Genomic DNA, 22,751 nt, shown 5'->3' on the forward strand with positions numbered 1-22,751 from the left:
AAAAAAGTAATGTGGAGATCAGATCGAAGTTCACGGAAAAAGTTCAAAAAAATCCCCGCCAATTGCTTAGCGGGGATTTGTGTATAAGAGACAGGCGTTAAGCTGGCTTTTTTGTTTGAGCCGATGAGATAAGCAAACCCATGAGGCAAGTACAAGTCGATGATCAGTGGTTTACGCCGAGCAAAATTGTTTGTGTGGGACGTAACTATGTTGAACATATCGAAGAGCTGGGCAATGAAATACCCGAGCAGATGGTGGTGTTTAATAAGCCCAACTCGGCATTGAGTGACACCTTGCTGGCCAGTCATGGCGAACCACTGCATTATGAAGCGGAGCTGTGCCTATTGGTGAAAGACGGCCGATACTTTGCCGCCGGTGTTGGCTTGGATTTAACCAAACGCATGTTACAAAGCCAGCTTAAAGCCAAAGGTCTGCCGTGGGAGCGGGCGAAAGCATTTGATGGCGCCGTTGTGCTTAGTCCGTTCCGTGTGATTGATCAGGAGCTGGCATCGTTGCGATTTGAACTGTGGGTCGATGGTGCGCTTCGGCAGCATGGTCAACAGCAATTGATGATGTATCCACCAGCCGCCATTTTGGCCGAACTGAACCAATTCACGACGTTACTCGATGGCGACGTGGTGATGACCGGTACCCCTAAAGGGGTTGGCCAGATCCAACCGGGTCAAACCTTTGTGGTCAAACTCTTTGCTAACGATGCGCTACTGCTCAGCCAAAGCTGGCAAGCGCTTTAGCGACTGAGCGCGTCGATAAACTCATCGGCTTTATTCGCTCGTAATGCCACGCATTGGTCAATGATTTCTGCGGTCTCTGCAATTTGCCGCGGGGCACCGGATATTTTGTCCTGATTGGCACTGAAAAATGCGCTCATATCGTCCCGTTGCTCGGTGCTGCAAAATGGCGCCGCAACACTGACGATACGAGCAATGCTAAACGAACTGTAGCGCAGCAGCATGGCGTCAAGATTGTCTTTCAACCATTGCCAAGTAAAGTCTTGTAATACTGGGTTCTGGATGAATGAAGCGAGCAATTGTTGCGCCTCGTTAGAGCGCACCTCGGTTGATAACAGCAGCTCCTCGACTAACAGTTGGCCCAGTAGGCGATCGTCAATTTGCCCTAAAGCAGTGAATACTTGCTGTCGGAGCAAGCCATTGGTTGAGGTTAAGCCAAGTTCCTTTAATTCCCAGATGTAAGTTTCATCACTATCTTGGACTGCGGCAATCATGGCGATCCCGACCAGGTTTGGATCAAGCGCTCGGGTGTTGTAGGGCCGGCTGCCAAGGTAATCATTCAAACGTCGCTTGAGCGCTGAACGAATCGCCGGATCTTTGGCCGTCAAGGCCAAGGCATCGATCACACTGTGACGCAGTAGCGCGGTGGCATTGGGGTTTTCTAAATCAGCGCGGGTGTTGGCATCAAAGCCCAACGTGTTGAAATGCGGTTGATAGTAGCGGGCGACCCGCTGAGTGAATTCGGTTGGCGCTTGGTTGTTGAGCAAGCGGTGTTGCAGCCGCTGTAATTGTGACAGTGGCATGGCCGCCACATCCCAGTAATCGGATGCACTCAGTACCTGATAACCGGCGAGCAGTCGCTCTGATGACACCGCTCCTTCTAGATAGGCGGCAAATAAGTTGTCGCCAAGGCTAATTAATTCCGACGCGGATAGCTGTTCGGCTTGTTCGAACAACGTTTGCCAGCCGTCATCATCCAATTGCCAACGATAGTAACCCGCGGCTTCGGCATTGGGCATCAGCCATTCCTGACAGCGCCAGTCTTGCCGATATTTGGGCTGCGCTAACATCAGGCACTGTTTGCCATCTTGGCTACGAAAACAAAACGGAATTTGCCATTGTTGTGGGTCACCTTCGGTGATCCCCATGGGCACGTAGCGGGATTGCTGCAGCAATAATTTGTCGATCGATGTGTCGCATTGCTGGTTCACTGAAACAGTGGGAACGCCAGATTGATAGAGGAAGCTCTTGAACGCAGGAATAACCTCAGGCGTCCCCGAACCATCTGCCAGCGACTGCAGAAAGTCGTTGATATCCGCATTGCCCCAAGCATGGCGCTTCATATGTAAGCGAACGCCATCACGAAAACGGTGCTCGCCAAGGTAGCTCTCAAACATTTGCAGCACGCCGCCACCTTTGCGGTAGGTAATGCCGTCAAACGCATTCATGATGTCATCATTGGTGGCGATGGGGTTGCGGATCTGTCGCGCCGAAGACCGAGCATCGACGGCCATGGCGCCATGAGCGCGCATGGTTAAGGTCCGATCAAACTCTAAGTCCGGCCGCCATTGGTGCGCAGCTTTGTAGGCAACCCAGGTTGCGAAAGCTTCATTGAGCCAAATGTCATCCCACCATTTCGGCGTGACTAGATTACCAAACCATTGATGGCCCAACTCATGGGCATGAACCACCCCGTAGGCGCGCAGTTGCGAGACTGGCGCCTGGTCGTCGAGCAGCAATAAGGTCTCGCGGTAGACAATGGCGCCGGCATTCTCCATAGCGCCAAAGGCGAAATCGGGGGCGGCAATGAGATCGAGCTTTTGATACGGGTAAGGTAAACCAAAGTAGGATTCCAGCGCCTCTAAGATGGCTTGGGTATTGTCCAATGCAAACAAGAGCTGCTCGCCTTTGCCTTTGGCGGCAATACCACGCAGCGGAATCGCCTCGGCACGCAAGTCGTTGGGCGGGATTGCTGGCCATTCAATGACATCAAATTCGCCCACCGCAAAGGCAAGCAAATAAGTGGGTAAAGGTTTAGTGGTGGCAAAGGTGTGTTTGATCAGGCCGTTGGGCAGTTTTTCGGCACTGATTTCTGGGGTATTGCTGATCACCGAATTGTTGGCCTCGGTGGTCACGCTGATATCAAATGGCGTTTTGAACAAGGGTTCATCAAACGATGGAATCGACATCCGGGCAGAAATTGCCTCCATCTGGCTGAACACGTAGTGCTGGCCGCTTTCCTCCACTTTATAGATAGAGTCGAGCGATGTACTGTAATCAGCCTCGTATTTAATTGTGAGACTGGCATTGCCTGAGACAACTCGCGGTAGCGAAATTTTCACCACTCCGCTGCCATCAACTTGCTCATAGTTCGCGGTTAATGTGTGTTGTGCGGTGAGCAGTTCACTGCTGCTGACTCGTAATCCTTTGCCATGAATAAAAAAGGTATCCGTTGGCTGGTTAACACTTAGGTCGATTTGAGTGGTGCCGCTAAAGCTCGACTGCTCCGGAAGCAAAGTCAGATCAAGGTGGTAGTGAAGCGGCACAACAGCCGTGCCCAGTTGACCCGTTGGAACTGGTAAGGGGGCACGTGGTAACCATGCCGACTGACCGTTCGAATCCTCCGAAAAATCAACATGGAGCATGAACAGAGTAATGATGATGGCAACGGCAATAGCAACAATGGCGACAATGATTTTATTCATCGGGCGGTCTCGAATGCAATAGCGGGTAACAAGTTGATTCTACTGGACAAGGCGCGATGCGAATATGTTAACAGTCACAAGGATTTAACAGTTGGCGTCAAGGAAATGTATTCATCGCCATGTTAGCTCGCGGTTAACGGCATTTTTCGTTGTTTGCGGCGTTGTTGCTGAACTATTTCTATCAATCTGACAATGCTCTGTTTTTCATCATTTAAGCATGTAGCCCTTGCAACAGGCTGGCTGCTGATTTTATGGTGGGATGCGGATATAAAAAATATTTTTGTTATAACGGCTAGATAGTTAGCAGATCGTTAAGTTTCCACTATCTTTTTTAAGTCAACGGAATTTATTACTAAAAAGGCAGGCTTTTAATATGACGCAATTTCGCAAGATCTGGACAGGTCTGGTGACAGGTGCGACTGTGGCTTTGACTACCCACTTACCTTTGGTTCACGCCAGCGCTGATGAGGCGAGCGTAGAGGCGGAGGTGATACGCCCAGTTAAAATCATGCGCCTCGGTGCTCCCGGCGAACGCAGCATTCGAACATTTCAGGGGCAAGCGGAATCCAGTAACAGAACGACACTGGCATTTCGGGTTCCTGGGCAATTAATGGAAATGCCAGCAATTGCTGGCCAAGAAGTGAAACAAGGCGATTTGCTCGCTCGGCTCGATCCCATTGAGTATGAACTCACGCGCGACAAAGCGCTTGCTCAGTATGAGTTGGCTCAAGTCCAATTCGCTCGGACCGAACGACTGGTCAAAGATCAGTTAGTCAGCCAGCGCATGCACGATGAAAATCGTGCTCAGTTAAGCCGTACTCAAGCCATCTATGAACAAGCGGAAGCAAACGTCGGTTATACCTATTTGCGCGCACCGTTTGATGGCATCGTGTCTCGAACAGCAGTAGAAAACTGGGATTATGTGCAAGCGAAAGCGCCCATTGTCAGCGTCCAGTCCGAAGGCATGATCGATGTCCATATCCAAATCCCGCAGCATATCGTTACTCAGTTGACCCGTGATTTTATGTTGAACTTGCAAGCGCAAGTTCAGTTTGTCGCTCAGCCAAGTTATCGCTTTAACGCTGTGGTCAAAGAGGTGGAAACCGAAGCCGATCCTCAAACCCTTAGTTACAAAGTGACGCTAACCTTGCCGACTCCGCAGGAATTTAATGTCACGACCGGCATGACGGCGCAAGTGAATATCGACATGTCTCCTTTAGACCCACTGCAGGTCAAATATTACGTGGTGCCTGAAACGGCAATACTCCGCGCAGAGGATGGCTCGGCCCAGGTCTGGCGCATTGCCGCTGACACCATGACCGCCGAGGCCGTTAGGGTCGATGTGTTGGGCAAAGCTCGTCGAGGCCTGCGTATTTCTGGCAACTTGGCTGCGGGTGACCAGATCGCGACGACTGGCGTAAACGAGATTTCTGAAAATATGGTGGTTCGCGAGTGGATTCGCGAGCGCGGCATTTAAGGCGGAGGCTAAACACATGAAGCCAACTATGAATTACCGTGTAGCGGTTGCGATCGGGCTTTGCTCTGCCTTTGCGTTAACTGCCTGTAGCAAACCCGCAGCGCCGGCAAAGCCGCCGGCCTCGATTGAAGTGGCGAAAATATCCGATGATATTTTTGGCACCATGCGTGATTTTCCCGCGGTGGTGCAAGCCAGTGATCAGAGCGACTTAGCCTTTCGGGTGTCCGGTGAGCTAATTGAGTTGCCAGCAAAAGGTGGTATGCGGGTTGCCAAGGGCGATCTGTTAGCCAAAGTTGACCCCGCTGATTTCATCCGCGCAGTTGAAGATGCCAAAGCAACCTATGACTTGGCTAAGTTGAATTTTGAACGCGCCGCTTCTTTGTTGAAAAGCGGCTCTATTTCAGCCTCTGAGCACGATACTTTAAAGGCTGAATATCAAATTGCTCAAGCCGAACTCAATATTGCTAAAACTCGATTGGGCTTTACTGAACTCAGAGCGCCCAAAGACGGCATTATTGGTTCGGTACCGGTGGATAATTTCGAAAACGTCCAAATTGGTGAGCCCATTGTGGTGCTCGATAGCGTTGCAACACTCGATGTAGTGGTTGATGTAGCGGAGCATTTGTTAGCCGTTGCTAGCCCACGTTCGGCGGACAATAAGATAAAGCACAAAGTCACCATTGAAGGCATTAATGGTGAATTTTATGCCTCTCGTTATGAAGTTGAATCGGAAAAAGACGAGGTTAGTAAAACCTATAAAGCAACCTTGCGCATGGAACGGCCTCAGCAAGTCGCCATCCTGCCGGGGATGAGCGCTGTGGTTAGCGTCGACATGAACAAAATATCTCGTGACGCGTTTTCCGGTCTGGTGCTGCCAAGCTCAGCGGTGCAGTTCGAACCGGCAAAGAGTCTTGACGGCCATAACTCATTTATTTGGAAACTCTCTGACACTGGGGATTCAGTGGTGAAACAAGCGGTAGAAGTTCAGCAATTATCTGAATACGGCGTTGAAATAAAATCGGGTATCGCACCAGGTGACGTCATTGTTGTTTATGGCCAGGGACTGTTTGACGGTGCGCCGGTCAATGTGGTGAAAACCAGGGAGATTAACGGATGAGCATTGCTGAGTACTTTGTCAAAAATAAAATTATCAGCTGGTTGGTTACCCTGATTTTGGGGCTCGGTGGTGCGGTTGCGTTTACCGGTTTGGGCCAGCTGGAAGATCCGGAATACACCATTAAAGATGCTGTCGTCATTACTTCATATCCTGGCGCTTCGCCGCAGCAGGTTGAAGAAGAGGTCACCTACAAGCTCGAGCTTGCCATTACCCAGTTGTCCTATATCGATGAAATTAAATCGATTTCGACGGCTGGCTTGTCGCAGATTACGGTCACCATGCAGAATAAGTACGACAAGCATGCGTTACCGCAAATTTGGGATGAATTGCGACGCAAAGTCGGTGATGTAGCTGCCCAGTTGCCTCCCGGCGCGTCAACCCCTTTGGTTAACGATGACTTCGGTGATGTATTTGGTGTGCTGCTGGCCTTTACGGGCAAAGGGTATTCCTATAAAGAGCTGAACGATTACGTTGATTTTGTTAAACGTGAATTAGAGGTGATCCCTGGGGTTGGCAAGATTAACTTGGCTGGGGTGTTATCTGAGCAGGTGTTTATTGAGATTTCCTATAAGAAATTATCGGCGCTTGGGATATCACCCGATACCATTTATGCCTTGTTGAATCAGCAAAATGCGGTGGCGCCAGCGGGAGCGTTCCGTCACGATGATGAGTACATTCGAATTTACTCAACCGGTGAATTCATGGATGTCTCTGAGTTAGAGAATCTAATTATTGCCGGTGCTGGTTCCGATAAGCTGGTTTACTTGCGCGACGTTGCCGATGTCTATCGCGGCTACCAAGAAGTGCCATCCAACCTCTACAACTTTAACAACCAGCAAGCGATTACCATGGGTATTTCGTTTGCCTCTGGGGTCAATGTGGTAGATGTCGGTAAGTTGGTGAAAGAGCGGATGGATGAGCTGGAATACACCAAACCGCTGGGTATGGAAGTGGTTCATATCTACGACCAGCCTGGTTCGGTTGAGGTTTCGGTGCAAGGCTTCATTCTCAACCTAGTGGCAGCTGTTGTTATCGTGGTGGTGGTTCTGCTGTTCTTTATGGGTGTAAAGAGTGGCTTGCTAATCGGTTTGATTCTGGCGCTGACCTGTATCGGCAGCTTTATCTTCATGGCGCAAATGGGCATTGACCTTCAACGTATTTCGCTTGGCGCTTTGATTATCGCACTGGGGATGTTGGTCGATAATGCCATTGTGGTGGTTGAGGGGATTTTGATTGGTATGCAGCGCGGTATGTCGAAAGTCAAAGCCGCTGCCGCCATTGTTAAGCAAACCATGTGGCCATTGCTTGGTGCGACTGTGATTGCCATCGTTGCTTTCGCTCCGATTGGTTTGTCAGAAGATTCGACCGGTGAGTTTGCTGGCAGCTTGTTCTGGGTACTGCTGATCTCCTTGTTGATGTCTTGGTTTACTGCGATTTCCATTACGCCATTCTTTGCTGATTTGTTCTTTAAAGAGCAGAAACACGATCCGGATGCGGAATTGGAAGACCCCTACAAAGGCATTATCTTTGTTGGCTACAAAAAGCTCCTCGACACCGCGATGCGGTTTAAATGGGCCACCATTGGCATTTGTATTGCGTTGCTGGTGGTGTCGTTGTATGGCTTTACTAAAGTGCGTCAGGCATTCTTCCCGCCAGCAACAACGCCAATCTTTCTTGCGGATGTTTGGTTGCCGCAGGGCAGTGATATTCGCTACACCAGCGAAGTTGTCGATGAGATGGAAAAGTGGGTACTGCAGCAAGAAGAAGTGAAGCAAGTGACCACAACCATCGGCGCTGGCGCACAACGTTTCATGCTCACTTATGAGCCAGAGAAAACCTATCCGGCTTATGCCCAGTTGTTGGTGAACGTCAATTCAGCGGAGCAAATGCATCCGATGATGCAGCGTTTGCGCGATACCTTTGCACAAGATTTCCCGCAAGCGCAAATCAAGCTGCGTAATCTTGAAATTGGACCTTCACCGTCGGGCAAAATTGAAGCGCGATTCTCTGGTCCAGATCCGGATGTATTGCGAGATCTGTCCGAGCAGGCTAAGCAAATTTTGCGTGACGATCCGGTGGCAACCAATATTCGTGATGATTGGCGTGAACGCTCCAAGTTGATCCGTCCAATTTACGACGAATCGCTAGGACGTCGTGCCGGTATCAGCCGCGCTGATTTGGATAGTACCTTGGAGATGTCCTATTCGGGCTCAACCGTTGGGCTGTATCGTGATGGTACTGATTTGCTGCCAATCGTTGTGCGGTTGCCGGAAGAGGAACGTGCCGATAGCTCATCATACGATGGTTTGCAGGTTTGGAGTCCGGTGCAAAGCCAGTACATTCCGATTAAGCAGGTGGCGCCAAATTATGATCTGGCATGGGAAGATGCTGTGATCCAGCGCCTTGATCGTAAGCGGACGTTGACTGTGATTGCCGACCACGATGTGTTGGGTGTTGAAACAGCAGCTCAAGTATTTGAGCGAGTACGCCCACAGATTGAGGCGATTCCTCTTCCGAAAGGCTATTCGCTGGAATGGGGCGGCGAGTACGAGGCCTCTAATGATGCGTCGGTTGCCGTGTTCGGCTCATTGCCAGGCGGTTTGTTGATCATGTTCCTGATCACGATCTTCCTGTTTAATTCGGTGAAACAGCCGTTAGTCATTTGGTGTTGTGTGCCAATGGCTGTGGTCGGTATCACCTTTGGTTTGTTGGTGCTCGATGCCGCCTTTGGCTTTATGGCCTTGCTCGGCGCGCTCAGCCTGATTGGCATGTTGTTGAAAAACGGTATTGTGCTGTTGGATCAGATCAACTTGGAAATTAAAGAGGGTAAAGAGCCGTATCAAGCTGTGTTTGATTCTGGTGTCAGTCGTGTACGTCCGGTATCAATGGCGGCGATTACCACGATTCTCGGCATGATTCCTCTGCTTGGGGATGCATTCTTTGTCGATATGGCCGTGACCATTATGTTTGGTTTAGGTTTTGCCACTGTGTTGACACTCGTTGTGGTGCCAGTCTTGTATGTGGTGTTCCATGGCTTCAAATATCGCTCTCTTGATAGTATGAAATAGTCAGTTAAGGGCGATTCAGCCATAGCCTGGGTCCATCCTATTGAACAAAGCCAGCGTAGCAAAACGCTGGCTTTTTTTGTTGGGGCCACAAGGATTGGCATTAGTCGTATACAAGCTTCTGTAAATGGTCTAGTTTTTGTATGGTTTGATCATTATTAGTAAACATGGAGAATGTTTCGTGCGTTGTTTTTTAGCGGCAATTGCCGCAGTTGGCTTGGTAAGTGTTGAAGTAAATGCTGCTGAGCAGCAAGTGCCGGTGGCAGAGTCCGAACAAGCTCGGTTCGCCGTTGGTGGTGGTATTTGGGAAGCGCTGGATAACATGGACATTTACTATGCCCAGTCCGCTTATGAATTTGCTGAATTTGAGCCATTGTGGGGAATTCGGCCAACCGTGTTGGCGATGCTGAGCGAAGATGGGGAGTATTATTTCGCCGGTGGCTGGTTAAAGGAATTTGAATTGGCCGAGCGCTGGGATTGGGGCTCTGGTAACGTGGTTGGTTATCACAGTGACAATGACTTTTTAGGCCATCATTTAGAGTTCTATTCGCGTATTTTTGTCAATTACGGCTCAAAATCAGACGGTTTCTGGCGTCTCGAATTTGGCCACATTTCAAACGCCAGCATTGGCGATCGTAACCCCGGCACTGAGACGTTGACCTTGACCTATAACTGGCGCTTATAGCGCCAGCCTTTGCTTGTTCTATTGGTTAGGCTCAGCCTAGCTGAGCCTGACGTGGTTCTGCGATATATTGGTGGACCACCACTTTGTTTCGCCCTGTCGCCTTGGCTTGATACAGAGCCTCATCAGCCGCTTGGTAAATGTCTTTAACTGACAATTGCTCAGTGTGCTGAACTAGGCCAACACTACAAGTGACCGATGGGCTAGCGATGGTTTGTTCGACCGCTTCTCGCACCCGCTCCATGACAATCTGCGCCCCTTCGGCATCAGTAAATGGCAGCAATACGCCAAACTCCTCGCCGCCAATTCGCCCCAAGAAGTCAGTATTTCTCAGTACTTGTGATACCACGCTGACAAATTCGATTAGTACCGAGTCACCAATATCGTGACCATGGGTATCATTGATTTTCTTAAAATGATCTAAATCGACCAAGGCTAAGGTGAACGAGCTATTTGGGTAACGCAGACTGTTTTGCAATAACCGAGAGAACTCATCGTCAAAACGTCGGCGGTTAAATGCACCGGTCAAGGGATCGGTCACCGACTGCAATCGTAATTGCTGCTCTAAGCGTTTTTGCGCCGAAATATCCACGAAACTTGCGATGTAGTAATCCGGTGATTTTGACCTTGAATTCCAGTAGATCGCGGTGATTTCCTGCATAGTTGTCAGTAATTGTCCTGACTTCGCCCGATAGGTCAGCTCTCCGCGCCAGTGTCCCTTGGTAGCCAACTGATTTTTCATCGCTTGCAGGCTATCAGCGCTTTGCAGGCCTGAGCGGAACATCATCGGCTTCTTGCCAATCACTTCGTCTGCTTTGTAGCCCAGTAGTGATGTAAACATCTGGTTGACGGCAATGATCTGATGGGTGCCATCGGTCATTACCGCAGCGGCCATGCCGTTGGCTGCGTGCAGCATCAAGCGCTTAGCATTTTTTACCGTCCATGCTTTTTGCACTAAGATTGCGGCCAGCAAGCTAACGATAAAAATGACGATCAAGGTGGCGAAGCTGTTGGCGTTAAGTTTAATCAGCGAAGGGGCTATCGCTTGCATGACAAAATCATCATCAAAACGAGTCAGCAGGATAAATTCGCGCTGATTAACTTTGGTGTTCTCGTCCGGCTGAATGAGTAAGGGAGAGAAGGCCGCGTGTAAATTCTCTCCAGAATAAAATCCGTTACTCGATTCGGCTGTGACCGTTTGCCAAAGTGCCGGATTCGTTTGCTCCAGCGACCAATGGGCGCGCTCTGGCAAAATATGGCCAAATGATAATTCCGGTTGTGCGGTGTAAATGTAATGGCCGGACGTCGATAAAATATCGAGTTTCAGCCCTGTCATACTTTGGTGATGACGAAACTCATTCAACAACTCGGCAATATTGAGGTTGACCACCAAATAACCGGCTCTGACACCTTCATTATTGAGCACTGGGGTAATGAATCGAGCGGCGATTAAATAGGGCTTCACGTAATCATTATGCTCTTGCTCTAAGTCGAAGATGGTCAAGCCAACTTGGTCATTGGTTAACATGGCTGCATTGAGAAAGTAGTGGCGCCTACCTTTAAATTGCAGCTTTTCAGCGACCGATGAGGTATCTGTTGCCGGATCGTAATTCACTCGGATCACTTCGTGACCGGCCAAGTCAATAAAGCGCACCTGACGAAACTTTTCCCACACTTGTGTTTGTTGAATCCACATGGATTCGATTTCTTGCTTGAGCTTTGTGCGCTGTTGGTTTTGCCCCATACCGGCGAACTGTTGCAGGTAATCTTGGCTCGCTAGCAGGCGGGTGGTGTTTTCCAAATGCGATAACTGGTCAAAAAACAATTGGCCCAGTAATCGATGGGTAACCTTGGCATTATTCGAAATAGCCATGGTTTGTTGGTCGAATAATTGTTGGCGCTGGTACTGGATATTTGCCAGTAGTAGCAAGGCTAACACCGTGAATATTGCGGTGGCAATTGGCCAAAGTCTGGGTTTGAGGCTACTGCAAAATGGCAGCATGGCTTCATTGTGCTTGCGATGAACTGAATTCATGCTGATTCCAACTGAGTGACGAAATTAGCTTGGCATTATCCAGACAGCAAACGGTTGGATAAATAATGCTCAGCGCAAGTGTTTATTCATTTGGTGAATGTTTCCTCGGCGATATGCATCAGTAAGGCGTCGATAAAAACTTTTTCTCGCAGCGGCTGCATGGTTCGGGAGCGATAGCAGATGTGAAGTGTGCGGTTAAAGCCGTACTTGCCATCAAACAACGGCACCAATGCGCCACTTTTCAGTTGTCTCGATAAGATTGGCATGGTCGACATGATCACACCAAGACCTGCAACCGCAGGTAAGGTCATTAACGACACATGATCGACAGTCAAGGATGGCTTAATTGCAATGGAGTGCTCTTGACCTGACTCTTGATAATGCCAGTCAACCAAATCTCGATACTGCGGCGGAAAGCCAATACAGGGGTAATTCACCAGATCAGTAGGATGATTGGGCATGCCATATTGGGCGATGAATTGGGGCGCAGCAAAGAAACAGAAATCGTAGCTATAGCAGGGGCGGCAGATGAGCTGCTCATCGGCAAGCTCGATGGCGCTCAGGCGTAAATCGCCGCGCATCGGCATTTTATGATGCTCAGCGGTGATGGTGGTGAAGGTCAGCTGAATGTCTGGGTATTGACGAGCAAACTGGGGCACCAGATGTTCGAGCATCATTTCGATGGCAAGATATGGCGCTTCGATTTCAAGGCTACCGGACGGTTTGTTTTTGCTGTTTTCGGCAAAGGATTCGGCGTCCGTAACGGCGTTATGAATGCGTTGGCAATGATTCAGAAATTGATGGCCAAAGTTCGATAGTTTAATTGAGCGTCCGGCGCGCTCAAACAGTCGCAATCCCAAGTGTTGCTCAAGGTTTTTAATTCGCCGGCTGATTGTCGGCTGTGGCATGTCGAGCGCTTCTGCGGCGGCAGTAATGCTGCCAGCATCAACCACGGCCATAAACAATCGAGCATCTTCTAGGTTTAACGACATCGAGCGACTTACTATTCATCATGTGAATGAATCATAAGTATGGTACAGGATTGGCTATTGTCTGCCGTTGTTTCGCGCCACCACAATGGTGACATTGTCATGACCGCCGGCGGCTAATGCTGCCGATAGCAATCGCTCAACGGCAAGCCTTAGCGATGGCGCGGTGAGTAGTAGAGTGGCCATTTGATTGCGCGATACCATGTCCGATAAACCATCGGAACAGAGCAACAGTAGGTCGCCCGGCTGCCAGCGATGGCTGACCTGTTCGATATGATCCGGTTGAAATTGGCTAGCGCCAAGCGCTGTCGTCAAGACATGGCTGTATTGACGGCTGGCGGCGTCATTTAATGGTTGCCCTTGCTGGCGCAACTGTTCGGATAAGGTGTGATCGGTGGTGAGCTGGGTCAGTTGGGTTTGGTCGTGAGGTAATAGATAAGCCCTGCTGTCGCCGAGCCAGTGCACAGTAAATTGACTGGCTTGCAGCGCCGCACTGACGACAGTGGCGCCCATGTTCTTCAGTCTGACATTGTGTTGAGCGTGATAACAAATGTGTTGATGAGCGCCGGCAATCGCGTCTGCGCCACCGTTTTGCTCGTTCAGGGCTCGGTAGATTTGCTGAATGGCAATAGCAGCAGCCATTTCGCCAGCGTTGTTGCCACCAATGCCATCGGCCACCAAGACAATGCCCTGATCGGCCGCCGCAGCAAAGTTGTCCTCGTTATTGCCTCGGCGCAAGCCTTGATGGCTAACCCCGATGATGTCGAGGTCGCCACCAGTGCTTTGCCAGTGCACCAGTCCATCGCTCATTAATCAAGCTCGATGACTTTAACAAGTTCCGGTTTGATCACTGATGTCGCCGCTTTCATAGGACTGAGCAACTCAGTTTTAGCCTGAAACATCCGCTTGCCCTCAGACACCATATCTTTGCGAGCACGCTCATACCAGCCGTCGCGCATGACATGAAGCTGTGGCGGTGCTAAGCGTTGCGATTCACGCTTACTCTTGTACTCGATATTAATTTGTTGCAGCGCTTCATCAAACGCTTGCAAAAAGCTGGACAATTGCTGGTCTGGATAGTGGCCAACAGGCTCCAAGCGCAACACATAGCGGCTTTGTTCAGATGCTGCTTCGGCCTTAAAGTGGGCGGCTAGCACGCCGCTTTTTTCACTGGCTTTTTGAATGCCATCAATCACCTGATTAACACTGAGTTTTTCGCCGGTGATGTTGGTCATGCCGCGGCCTTTGCGGAGAAATTGAATCTTCGGCGCTTGGTTGTAAAAGCCTTTGACCGTAATCACATCGTTAATGTCATAGCGATAGAGGCCACCTGTGGTGGTGAGGAAGATGTAATATTCGCCACCATCTTCAAGTTCGGTGACGGTTTTGTATTGCCAGGCCGTTGGGTCATTGGGGTTTTGTGTGACTTCGTCGGCATCAACAAACTCATAATAATTGACATCAAGCGCCAATGGCCCTGCCGCACCTTCATCACTTAACGGTACTGAGCAGCGCGCTTCACTTGATAAAAATCCCCAGTCTCGAGTTGCCACCGGCTTATTGCCGTCGGGGTTGAACCAAGTGTCAAATTTGTCGATGTAGTGACCAACGGTGCCACCTTTCCAACAGCCAATTAGAGCCAGCTCTGGCCAGTAATCCCCCGGTAGCAAATGACCATTGCGACGCTCATAGCAGGCTTTTAGCTGCTTGGCTCGGGCCGGAGCAGGCTTTAGTTTGGCTTCCAAAGCCTGACGAATATGAGGCTCGATGTTGAACTGATTGGATAAGGTGCCGTCTTTCACATCGTTGATCAGAATGGTGGCGTATTCGTCTGCTTTTTCGCACATTTTCAAAATAGACGATGGGTTTGCCGTGGCCAATAAGCCGACTTTTTCTGCCAGCGCGATTCTCATCAAAGCATAATATTTGGCTTCGTAATCTTCGATCTCGAATACCGGATAAGGCACCGCATAAATTTTCTGAACGATGCCGGGCATTTGTTTGTAGATATGGCCGGAGGTAGCGCCATAGGGCAGTCCGCACTCGGTCTCACCTTCAATTGCAGGCGACACCAATGACACAATTTTTCCGCCATATAAGCCGGGATGGGCGAGCTTGGCGTGATACATCCAGCTGCGCATCATGTCTTTGCTGGCCGTGCGACCACAGCTTGGTGTAAACGGAATGAATTTGGCTTTGCCGGTGGTGCCGCTGGTCTGGGCGAACATAATGGGCTGCTCAGCGACCAGCTGGTTTGGTTCGCCGTTACACATGCGGTCGATGTATGGCTGAATGTCATTGTAACTGACCAATGGCACGGTTTGGCGGTATTGCTCTGGGCTTTTAATGGCCGCAAAGTCGTATTTTTTGCCGTACTCCGTATCTTTGTTGCGTTCTAAAATCGTCATCAGCAAATTGCGCTGAGTTTGTTCCGCATTGAGGGTGGTGTGCTCAAAGCGTTTAGCCGAGCGGCTGGCAATAAAATGAATCAGTAAACCCAGCATGATTAATCCTCCAGGTTGAGTTGCCAATGTTGTTGCTGGCATTGGCTCAGCTGCTGTGGCGATATGTTGATGCCCAAACCATGGCCGCTGAGCGGCTCGACCAGAGCTTGCGGTCCGATCATCAGTGGCGGTAGAAAAATATCATGGGCAAGGAGTAGGGTGCCGAAACAACCTTCGCGCCACCTGAGTGTTGGGGTAATGGTTGCCAGCGCTAATCCGGCGGCAGATAAACAACTGGTTTCGCCAACCTGAGCACCAAGTTGGCAGCGAATACCATGTTCGGCGGCCATTTGTGCAATACGATGGCTGTTCCCTAAGCCACCACATTTTGAGATGCGAATGTTAAATAGGTCGCAAGCGTGACGGTCAATCAGGGTTTCGGCATCGGCCAGCGAACAAATGGACTCATCAACCATCACCGGCGTAATCGCTGCTTTAGTGAGCGCCGCTAAGCCATCAAGATCGTCGCTGGCCAGCGGTTGTTCGATGCTGTTTAAACCAAATCGCTTTAATTCAGAGAGTTGCGCTGCGGCCTCATCGGCATTTTGCCAAGCGCAGTTGGCGTCGCCACGTAAGTCATGATCTGGGCCCAGCACCTCGCGCACGGTTTGTAGGAGCTGGATATTTAAATCCAATTCTTGATGCAGCTTAATTTTGCTACAAGGCACCGCCAGATGTTTAATTTGTTGCGCCATGGCAGCCGCTTTTTGTGGCTCACCCACGGCAATAACGCCGCTGTACTGTTGTTTATCGCTCGATGGCGTGGCGATTAAACAGGCAGCCTGACACTCGCGCTGTTTACCGATTAAATCGAGTAAGGCTAATTCGAGGGCACAAAAAGCCGCATGCTTGTTCCGTGGCAGCTTGATGGTTTGCATCATTAGCCAATCTTGCAAATGCTCGCTGCTGGTGTCTTGTAGTTCTTTGAGTTGGGGTAACAGCTCATCGGTTAAGGTTTGCCAAGCTTGTTCAAAAGTCTCGCCGGTGACGTAGTGACGGGGGCAGCTTTCACCGAAGCCGGTTAAGCCATCTGCAGTGGTGATTTTCAACAAAATATTGCGCGCGATTTTGCGTGATGCCAGCGCGTGTTCAACTTCCACCAGCATGGGAATTTCGATGGCGTAAAGCTCCGCTGATTGAAACTTCATTATGGTGCCTCCTTGTGACTAAGCCATTGACTGATATCGGTTGCCAGTCGATTTGGCAGTTCCAGTTGTATGGCATGGACCTGCTTGGGGTAATGTTGCACTGATGTGGCTTGCTGGCCCCTGAACAAAAGTTTGGTGACTTTGTCGTTATCAATAATTTCATCACGGCCAGCGAGAAATAGCAGGGTGGGGCGTTGCAACTGGTTGATGTTGCTTGCAATCCACTTATCCATTCGGCGGGTCTGCCAGAGAAATTCGGCGGTGACCATTGGGTTTCGCAGGGGATCTGCTTCGATAAACTCTACCCATTGCGGTTTGTCGCTAAACATTGCCGGCGTGACGGGGACAGGGTAGGTGCTTTGTTGGCAAAACAAATGACAGAACGCGATGGAGAGCTTGTCGATACCGTTGTAATCAACTGCGGCCACCAGCCCAGGGGTGACCAAAGCTAAACCGCTAATTTTGTCTGGGTGGGCCAAGCCATAGGCGGTGGCAAGTTTGCCGCCCCAAGATAATCCGATCAGGTAAATGTGGCTATATTGGGGTCTGATTTGGCGGATAAAGTCATCTAAATCATCAAGCCAATCATGCCAACTATCGATGTGCCCTGCTGTGATACCGCGTTGCGAGCGGTTTACTCCGCTGCCGCGGCGATCCAACATGTAGACATCGTGGCCTTGCGCCGCTAATCGATTGGCGGTTAACTCAAACCAGCCTGAATGACTGGCAATGCCGTGCAAGTACACCAAAGCTGTGTCTGGATGCTCCGAGGCCATGCGGGCAAAGTAACCCAACTTGGAACCATCACGGGTGACGTATTCCAGCTCTGAACGTTGTTCAATGTGCTGATAAATCTCTTCTTTAAGACTGTCATCATTGGCCCGAGCAAACTGACTGGCGGCAATACAAGCAGTCATTAGAAGGGCTAGGATCTGCTTGTAGTTCATCGTGTTAATTCCTCGGTTACGTCGACGGATTGTTGTTGTGGTAACAGCAAGTTGGCGTCTTGCTGCCACAACGAAGCTGCCGTTTGCGCTGACCATGGTGTCGATTCAGATAGTTGGTAAAGGGTTTGCAGTAATTGCTGGCAGTCCTGTGGCCGCTGCTTCGGGTCGCGGCTGATGCAGGCCATGATGAGCGCTTCCAATGCCGGTGAGATGGCGCCATCGCAGTGAGCAGATAGCTTCACCGGCTCTTCGCTAAGCATTTTGGCCACCATTTCCATCGGCGTGTCGGCGGCAAATGGTGAGTTGGCGGTAAGCAGGTTGTACGCCACCACCCCAATGGAGTAAATATCGACGGCAACGCTGGCGGCGAGCGGATCGCTCAAGCGCTCTGGCGCGATATAAGCGGCGGTGCCGGCAATTGACTGGGTTTGGGTTAGCGCCATGTCTGGTTCACTGGCAATGTGCTTCACCAAGCCGAAATCCAGCACTTTGACAAAATCGGCCTGGCCGCCCAATTGGCACAGCATAATATTGGCTGGTTTGATATCGCGATGGATCAGGCCTTTGCGGTGGGCTTCATCGAGGCTTTGGCACAGCTGCTGGATAATGTGAATCACCCGAGCCTCGGGCTGCGGTCCGCGTTGTTCAATGAGATCGGCTAATGAAAAGCCGTTCAGGAGCTCCATGACATAAAAAAAGCGGCCGTTTTCAGTGATACCGAAATCATAAATCTCAATGGTATTCGGGTGCCGTAACATGGCGGTTTGCTGGACTTCCAACTCGAATCGTTGGATGTTCTCTGGGCTTGATTGTTCACGGCGCAGTAGCTTCACTGCAGTCGGTCGTTGAAGCAGCGCATGTTTGGCCTGATAGACACTGCCCATGCCGCCCTCACCAATTTTGTGCTGCAAGCGGTAGTTACCGAGTTTCGATAAATCATCGATTTGCTGGGCCATGTGCGACATTCGATACCGCAGCACCGATAACCCAGCAATCGCCAGACAGACCAGCGCCAGTAAGCCGTATTGACTGTAAACCAGTGGTGACATCAGGTTAAAGGCATCATCGCGCTCCACCTCGATAATCAAGCCAATCTCAAGCGCAGGCTCCCATGCCCAAGCGCCCATGACTTCAATACCTCGAAAATCCTCATAGCCATCGACATTAACTCCCGATTGCTGCTGACTAACTGCTTGTACCGATTTGATTAATTGCTCTGAGTTGGGACGTGTTAGGCGCAAGTTAAAGAGCAAATCGTCATTGTCTGGATCGAGGCGCTGTTGCTGTGTTTTGGGCACGGCCAGCGCCATGGGTGAGATCAGCACGCCATCGCGGTTAACGATATAGCTGTGAGTAAAGTCGTCTTTATCAAAGATCTCTGTCAGGTAGGTGAGCTCTGTTTCCGGATCTAATACCGAGATAGCGACATGTTGCTGACCGTTATGTTCCAGTGCGATGCCTACCAGAATGACAGGCACCGCCAGATCGATTTTGGGGAATAACTGTTTGGCATTTTCCAGTGCCGACATATGGACGCCGGCTTCCAGCGTTTGGTGGACGAAATAGGTCATCCTTGGTGTTAACTGGCTTTCTTTGGCTGCTCGGTGGGAGCTGAGAACGACTTTGCCTGAGTTGTCGACGATGGCATAGCCAATGGCGCTGACGCTTTCGGTGTAACGCTTGAGCAGTTGGTGAACTGCTTCCAGATCGGCTTCACGCTGACTATCGAGGTAGCGGTTAAACAGCGTCGGTAGCGCTAACTCGTCGGCGAGAAACTCAACATGGGTTAGTTCGGCTTGATACCAGCGTTGGATAATGTTTTGGTGGGTATCAATTTGCTGAGTTAAACGATGTTCGTAGCTTTCTTCAACGCCTTCAATAATGTGGCTGGAAATCACAAAAGCGAGGACAAACAGCAGCAGGGCGGTTGCCAAAACCACCAAGGTTAGATTTTCTCTACGGGTGCGTTTTTTGCGTTTGGGGCTTAAGGTCAGACGGGTTTGGCCGCTGTCAGTGGTCAAAGTAGCAACTCCATGGTCATGATTACAGTCAACCTTGCTGCCGTCATGGCGATGCCAAGCAGTATTCATCCGCTGTGGCCAGTTGGTTACCTGTAATTATGTGCCAATTTGTTGATGTTTCAATAAATTAATTAGATTTACTGCAGTCAGCTTGGTCGCTGTGCCATGCTCGTCTGTAGCGCAAGCCATTGCTGTGCCGAAGAAGCATGGATGACCTCTTCGGCAAAGCAGCGACAATTAGTACAGCTCCGATCAGTAAAATCTAATTTGCCTGACGGCGGAAACTGATGCGGAAAAAGATACTGTACAGTACTGGCACAGCAATAAGGGTGAGGATAGTCGCGAACGCCAGCCCCCCCATAATGGTGACGGCCATGTCGGCGAAAAAGGCATCAAAGAGCAGCGGGGCCATCCCTAAAATGGTCGTAATTGCCGCCAGCGCGACGGGCCGCAAACGGCTTAAACTAGCTTCGACTAAGGCTTGTCGTTGGGGCTTTCCTTCTGCAATTTGCAGGTCAATTTCTTCAACCAAGACAATGGCATTTTTAATTAACATGCCAAACAGGCTGAGGAAGCCAAGGAGCGACATAAAGCCAAAGGGCATATCCGTTGCGAGCAAACCGCTGACCACGCCTACGGTTGCCATCGGCACCGTTAACCAAATGATCAAGGGTTGTTTGACCCGACCAAAAAGCAGCACGGTGACGAGGATCATCACCAAAAAACTCATTGGCAGGCCGGCACCGAGGGCTCGTTGGGCGTCGCCGGCTGATTCATATTCGCCGCCCCAGTCGATGTCATAGCCATCAGGCCGCTCAATTGCTTCGACTTGCTGACGGATCCGACTTAGTGCGGCAGCTGCAGTGTCATCAAAGCCTGGCTCGGCAAAAACGCTAATGGTGCGAACGCGATCGCGGCGCTGAATCAGGGTATCTTCGCTGGCGAGTTCTACCTCTCGCATGACCTGACTCATGGGAATATAACGGCGCTGGTGGGCACTCCATACCAGTGCGTTGCGGAGGCTTTCAACGTCGGCAACGGCGGCGTTTGGCACTTTTGCAACAATGGGGTAGTCGTAGTCGCCATCGCGCAGTTTACCTAATTCCAAACCACTACTGACATATTGCACCGCATCGGCGAAATCGGCTCGGGTGACGCCAGCAACACCGGCATTGTACTCATCAAAGTCGGGCACCAGTGTGAGCGCTTTTTCGCGCCAGTCATGACGAATATCGCGGATCTGGCCGTCGGCCCGCATGATGCTTTCAGCTTGCGCGGCTAGTTTGCGAAGTTCGCTAATGTCAGGGCCAGAAAAGCGCGCTTCGAGCTTGGCGGTGGTGCTGGGGCCGAAGACCATGCGTTTCAGGTAAAAATCTGAATCCGGATCCATGGCATTAAGCTTGGGCGTAATGGTGGCAATGAAATCATCGATGGCTTCGGCATCTTTCATTTCCACCAGAAACAGATTGTAGCTTTCGTTGCGCGCCTCTGGGCCATAGGTCAGGGTAAATCGGGCGGTGCCTTGGCCGATACTTGAGGTGACCGCGGCGACATCATCATATTGCAGTAGCAGTTTTTCGATCGCTTTGGCCTGCTGCTCTGTGGTGCGAATATCGCGAGCCTGTGGTCCCCAGTGATGGATGTAGAACATTGGCGTATTGGACGGCGGGAAGAAACCTTGCTTGACGTTGCTGAAATTCGCCATGGCGACCAAAGTAATGGCAATCAACGCAGCTATAGTCAGCCAGCGGAATTTCAGCGCCGAACGCAATGCCGATAAGTAGCCTCGATGAAACAACGAGTTGGCAGTCTGCTCGGCGCTGTTGTTCGATGTTTTATAGAAGTAAGAGCCGAATAGTGGTGTCACTGTCACGGCCAATACCCAGCTGAGCATCAGCGAAATTAAGATCACCGCGAATAATGAAAACAGAAATTCACCGGTGGCATCATCAGACAAACCAATACCAGAAAATGCGGCAATGCCAATGACGGTGGCTCCGAGCAATGGCCACTGGGTTCGCTTGACGATAAAACTGGCGGCATCAATGGCACGTTTCCCCTGTTGCATTCGCAGCATCATCCCTTCGGCGACCACAATAGCGTTGTCGACTAGCATGCCCATGGCAATGACCATGGCGCCAAGTGAGATCCGCTGTAACTGTAAGTCGAACAGCCACATCAGCAAAATCGTACCCATCACGGTGAGCAGCAATACTGCGCCAATCACGACACCCGAGCGCCAGCCCATGAACAAACAAAGCGTGAGGGTCACGACTAAAACCGACAGTTCTAAGTTGAGGATAAAGCCTTTGACCGACTCATCAACAATACTGGCTTGGTCATAGATTGGCGCTAAGGTTATGCCCGCAGGCAGTTGCCGCAGCATGCGCTCAACTTCTACTTGTACCGCTTGGCCGACTTCAACAATGTTGACATCGTCGTTGGCGGAAATGGCGAGAGTAATCGCCGGATCGCCTTGGTAGCGCACCAGATTAGGTTGGACGTCAACCGGCTCAATGCGAAGCTCAGCAAAATCGCGGACTCGAATGGTCGCTTTCGAGCCGGGCACCGCCAAAATTAAATCGCCCAGCTCTTGCAGCCGATTGTCGGCGGCTTCGATCGGAATGCGCACGCGATTGCCATCAACCAACAAGCGGGCATCGTGCAGCGGTCGTAAGTTGTATTGCAACAGTTGCGCAATATCGGGAAATGACAAACCCAGACCAGCAATATGATTGAGATCCATTTCAACCACGATTTGCTCACGCAGCACGCCGCTGACATCAACCTTCGCAACACCAGGAACGGTGAGTAGGTTGCGGCGAATAATACGAGAAAACTCACGCAGTTGATAAGGACTAAAATCGGGAGCGGACAGCGCGTAGTAGAGGCCAAACACGTCGCCAAAATCATCATAGACGGTCGGCGCTCTGGCTCCGGCAGGCAAACTCTTACTGGCATCAGCCAAACGTTTGCGCAACTCATCCCAGATTTGCGGCAACTGTGAGCCGTCAAAATGGCGCTTCATCTCTACCGTGATCTCCGATACGCCAGGCTTGGAGGTGGAAGTGAGCTCATACAACTGGGGCATTTGCTGAATCGCAATTTCCAGTGGCTCGGTGATCTCATCTTCCACTTGAAGGGCGTCAGCGCCGGGATACTGGGTGATCACTTTGGCTTGTTTAATGGTAAATGCCGGATCTTCAAGGCGGCCAATATTGCTCAGGCCGATGATACCGCCAATCAGGCAAATAATAATAAGTAGCCAGGTATTGACGGGGGTATTGATTGAGTAGCGGGCTAAATCCACAG

General features: G+C 50.5%; 14 protein-coding genes. 5 read left to right on the plus strand and 9 right to left on the minus strand.

Annotated elements, in window-relative coordinates; genetic code table 11:
• The first annotated feature begins 140 nt into the window (after positions 1-140).
• Complete coding sequence (locus IC617_RS17165; RefSeq protein WP_191146219.1) at positions 141-752, plus strand: fumarylacetoacetate hydrolase family protein; 612 nt, start codon at positions 141-143, stop codon at positions 750-752.
• Here IC617_RS17165 and IC617_RS17170 read toward each other — a convergent pair.
• Positions 749-3,454, minus strand: a complete 2,706-nt coding sequence (locus tag IC617_RS17170; protein WP_191146220.1) for a M1 family metallopeptidase — start codon at positions 3,452-3,454, stop codon at positions 749-751. The genes IC617_RS17165 and IC617_RS17170 overlap by 4 nt on opposite strands.
• 373 nt (positions 3,455-3,827) lie before the next feature.
• Between IC617_RS17170 and IC617_RS17175 the strand changes: the two genes are divergently transcribed.
• The 4 genes from IC617_RS17175 (at position 3,828) to IC617_RS19125 (ending at position 9,798) form a co-directional block, all read left to right on the plus strand.
• A complete protein-coding gene (locus IC617_RS17175) occupies positions 3,828-4,931 on the plus strand; it encodes an efflux RND transporter periplasmic adaptor subunit (RefSeq protein WP_191146221.1) in 1,104 nt (367 codons plus the stop codon).
• 28 nt (positions 4,932-4,959) lie between these two features.
• Positions 4,960-6,048 (plus strand): efflux RND transporter periplasmic adaptor subunit, encoded by a 1,089-nt coding sequence (locus tag IC617_RS17180; protein ID WP_191146222.1) that lies wholly within the window; start codon positions 4,960-4,962, stop codon positions 6,046-6,048.
• A complete protein-coding gene (locus IC617_RS17185) occupies positions 6,045-9,116 on the plus strand; it encodes an efflux RND transporter permease subunit (RefSeq protein WP_191146223.1) in 3,072 nt (1,023 codons plus the stop codon). The genes IC617_RS17180 and IC617_RS17185 overlap by 4 nt, the downstream gene beginning before the upstream one ends.
• Positions 9,117-9,294: 178 nt before the next feature.
• Positions 9,295-9,798, plus strand: coding sequence for an acyloxyacyl hydrolase (locus tag IC617_RS19125; RefSeq protein WP_191146224.1), 504 nt, complete (start codon positions 9,295-9,297; stop codon positions 9,796-9,798).
• A gap of 31 nt (positions 9,799-9,829) precedes the next feature.
• Here the strand turns inward: IC617_RS19125 and IC617_RS17195 are convergent, their stop codons facing one another.
• From IC617_RS17195 to IC617_RS17230, 8 genes are all read right to left on the minus strand, one after another.
• The gene (locus IC617_RS17195; protein ID WP_191146225.1) at positions 9,830-11,830 is read right to left on the minus strand and encodes a sensor domain-containing diguanylate cyclase; all 2,001 of its coding nucleotides are present in this window, start codon (positions 11,828-11,830) and stop codon (positions 9,830-9,832) included.
• Between the two features lie 86 nt (positions 11,831-11,916).
• Positions 11,917-12,822, minus strand: coding sequence for a LysR family transcriptional regulator (locus tag IC617_RS17200; protein ID WP_191146226.1), 906 nt, complete (start codon positions 12,820-12,822; stop codon positions 11,917-11,919).
• Between the two features lie 54 nt (positions 12,823-12,876).
• The gene (locus IC617_RS17205; RefSeq protein ID WP_191146227.1) at positions 12,877-13,629 is read right to left on the minus strand and encodes a PP2C family protein-serine/threonine phosphatase; all 753 of its coding nucleotides are present in this window, start codon (positions 13,627-13,629) and stop codon (positions 12,877-12,879) included.
• Entirely contained in the window at positions 13,629-15,323 is a 1,695-nt protein-coding gene (locus IC617_RS17210; protein ID WP_191146228.1) for a GH3 auxin-responsive promoter family protein, read from the minus strand. Before IC617_RS17210 ends, IC617_RS17205 begins: the two co-directional genes overlap by 1 nt.
• A gap of 2 nt (positions 15,324-15,325) precedes the next feature.
• Positions 15,326-16,471, minus strand: coding sequence for a mandelate racemase/muconate lactonizing enzyme family protein (locus tag IC617_RS17215; RefSeq protein ID WP_191146229.1), 1,146 nt, complete (start codon positions 16,469-16,471; stop codon positions 15,326-15,328).
• Positions 16,471-17,418, minus strand: coding sequence for an alpha/beta fold hydrolase (locus IC617_RS17220; protein ID WP_191146230.1), 948 nt, complete (start codon positions 17,416-17,418; stop codon positions 16,471-16,473). The genes IC617_RS17215 and IC617_RS17220 overlap by 1 nt, the downstream gene beginning before the upstream one ends.
• Entirely contained in the window at positions 17,415-19,508 is a 2,094-nt protein-coding gene (locus IC617_RS17225; RefSeq protein ID WP_191146231.1) for a serine/threonine protein kinase, read from the minus strand. The genes IC617_RS17220 and IC617_RS17225 overlap by 4 nt, the downstream gene beginning before the upstream one ends.
• Positions 19,509-19,701: 193 nt before the next feature.
• Positions 19,702-22,749 carry an efflux RND transporter permease subunit gene (locus IC617_RS17230; protein ID WP_191146232.1) on the minus strand — a complete coding sequence of 1,016 codons (3,048 nt, stop codon included), beginning with the start codon at positions 22,747-22,749 and terminating at the stop codon, positions 19,702-19,704.
• Between the last annotated feature and the right edge of the window lie 2 nt (positions 22,750-22,751).

Source organism: Neiella litorisoli, from assembly GCF_014773395.1.
In the GTDB taxonomy this organism is placed as follows: Bacteria; Pseudomonadota; Gammaproteobacteria; order Enterobacterales; family Neiellaceae; genus Neiella; species Neiella litorisoli.

What these genes read in the sequence shown, in the direction of transcription:
- IC617_RS17195 (WP_191146225.1), bottom strand. Translation starts at nt 11,830, where the DNA reads ATGAATTCAGTTCATCGCAAGCACAATGAAGCCATGCTGCCATTTTGC.
- IC617_RS17210 (WP_191146228.1), bottom strand. Translation starts at nt 15,323, where the DNA reads ATGCTGGGTTTACTGATTCATTTTATTGCCAGCCGCTCGGCTAAACGC.
- IC617_RS17215 (WP_191146229.1), bottom strand. Translation starts at nt 16,471, where the DNA reads ATGAAGTTTCAATCAGCGGAGCTTTACGCCATCGAAATTCCCATGCTG.
- IC617_RS17175 (WP_191146221.1), top strand. Translation starts at nt 3,828, where the DNA reads ATGACGCAATTTCGCAAGATCTGGACAGGTCTGGTGACAGGTGCGACT.
- IC617_RS17185 (WP_191146223.1), top strand. Translation starts at nt 6,045, where the DNA reads ATGAGCATTGCTGAGTACTTTGTCAAAAATAAAATTATCAGCTGGTTG.
- IC617_RS17170 (WP_191146220.1), bottom strand. Translation starts at nt 3,454, where the DNA reads ATGAATAAAATCATTGTCGCCATTGTTGCTATTGCCGTTGCCATCATC.
- IC617_RS17180 (WP_191146222.1), top strand. Translation starts at nt 4,960, where the DNA reads ATGAATTACCGTGTAGCGGTTGCGATCGGGCTTTGCTCTGCCTTTGCG.
- IC617_RS17205 (WP_191146227.1), bottom strand. Translation starts at nt 13,629, where the DNA reads ATGAGCGATGGACTGGTGCACTGGCAAAGCACTGGTGGCGACCTCGAC.
- IC617_RS17225 (WP_191146231.1), bottom strand. Translation starts at nt 19,508, where the DNA reads ATGAATACTGCTTGGCATCGCCATGACGGCAGCAAGGTTGACTGTAAT.
- IC617_RS17220 (WP_191146230.1), bottom strand. Translation starts at nt 17,418, where the DNA reads ATGAACTACAAGCAGATCCTAGCCCTTCTAATGACTGCTTGTATTGCC.
- IC617_RS17200 (WP_191146226.1), bottom strand. Translation starts at nt 12,822, where the DNA reads ATGTCGTTAAACCTAGAAGATGCTCGATTGTTTATGGCCGTGGTTGAT.
- IC617_RS17165 (WP_191146219.1), top strand. Translation starts at nt 141, where the DNA reads ATGAGGCAAGTACAAGTCGATGATCAGTGGTTTACGCCGAGCAAAATT.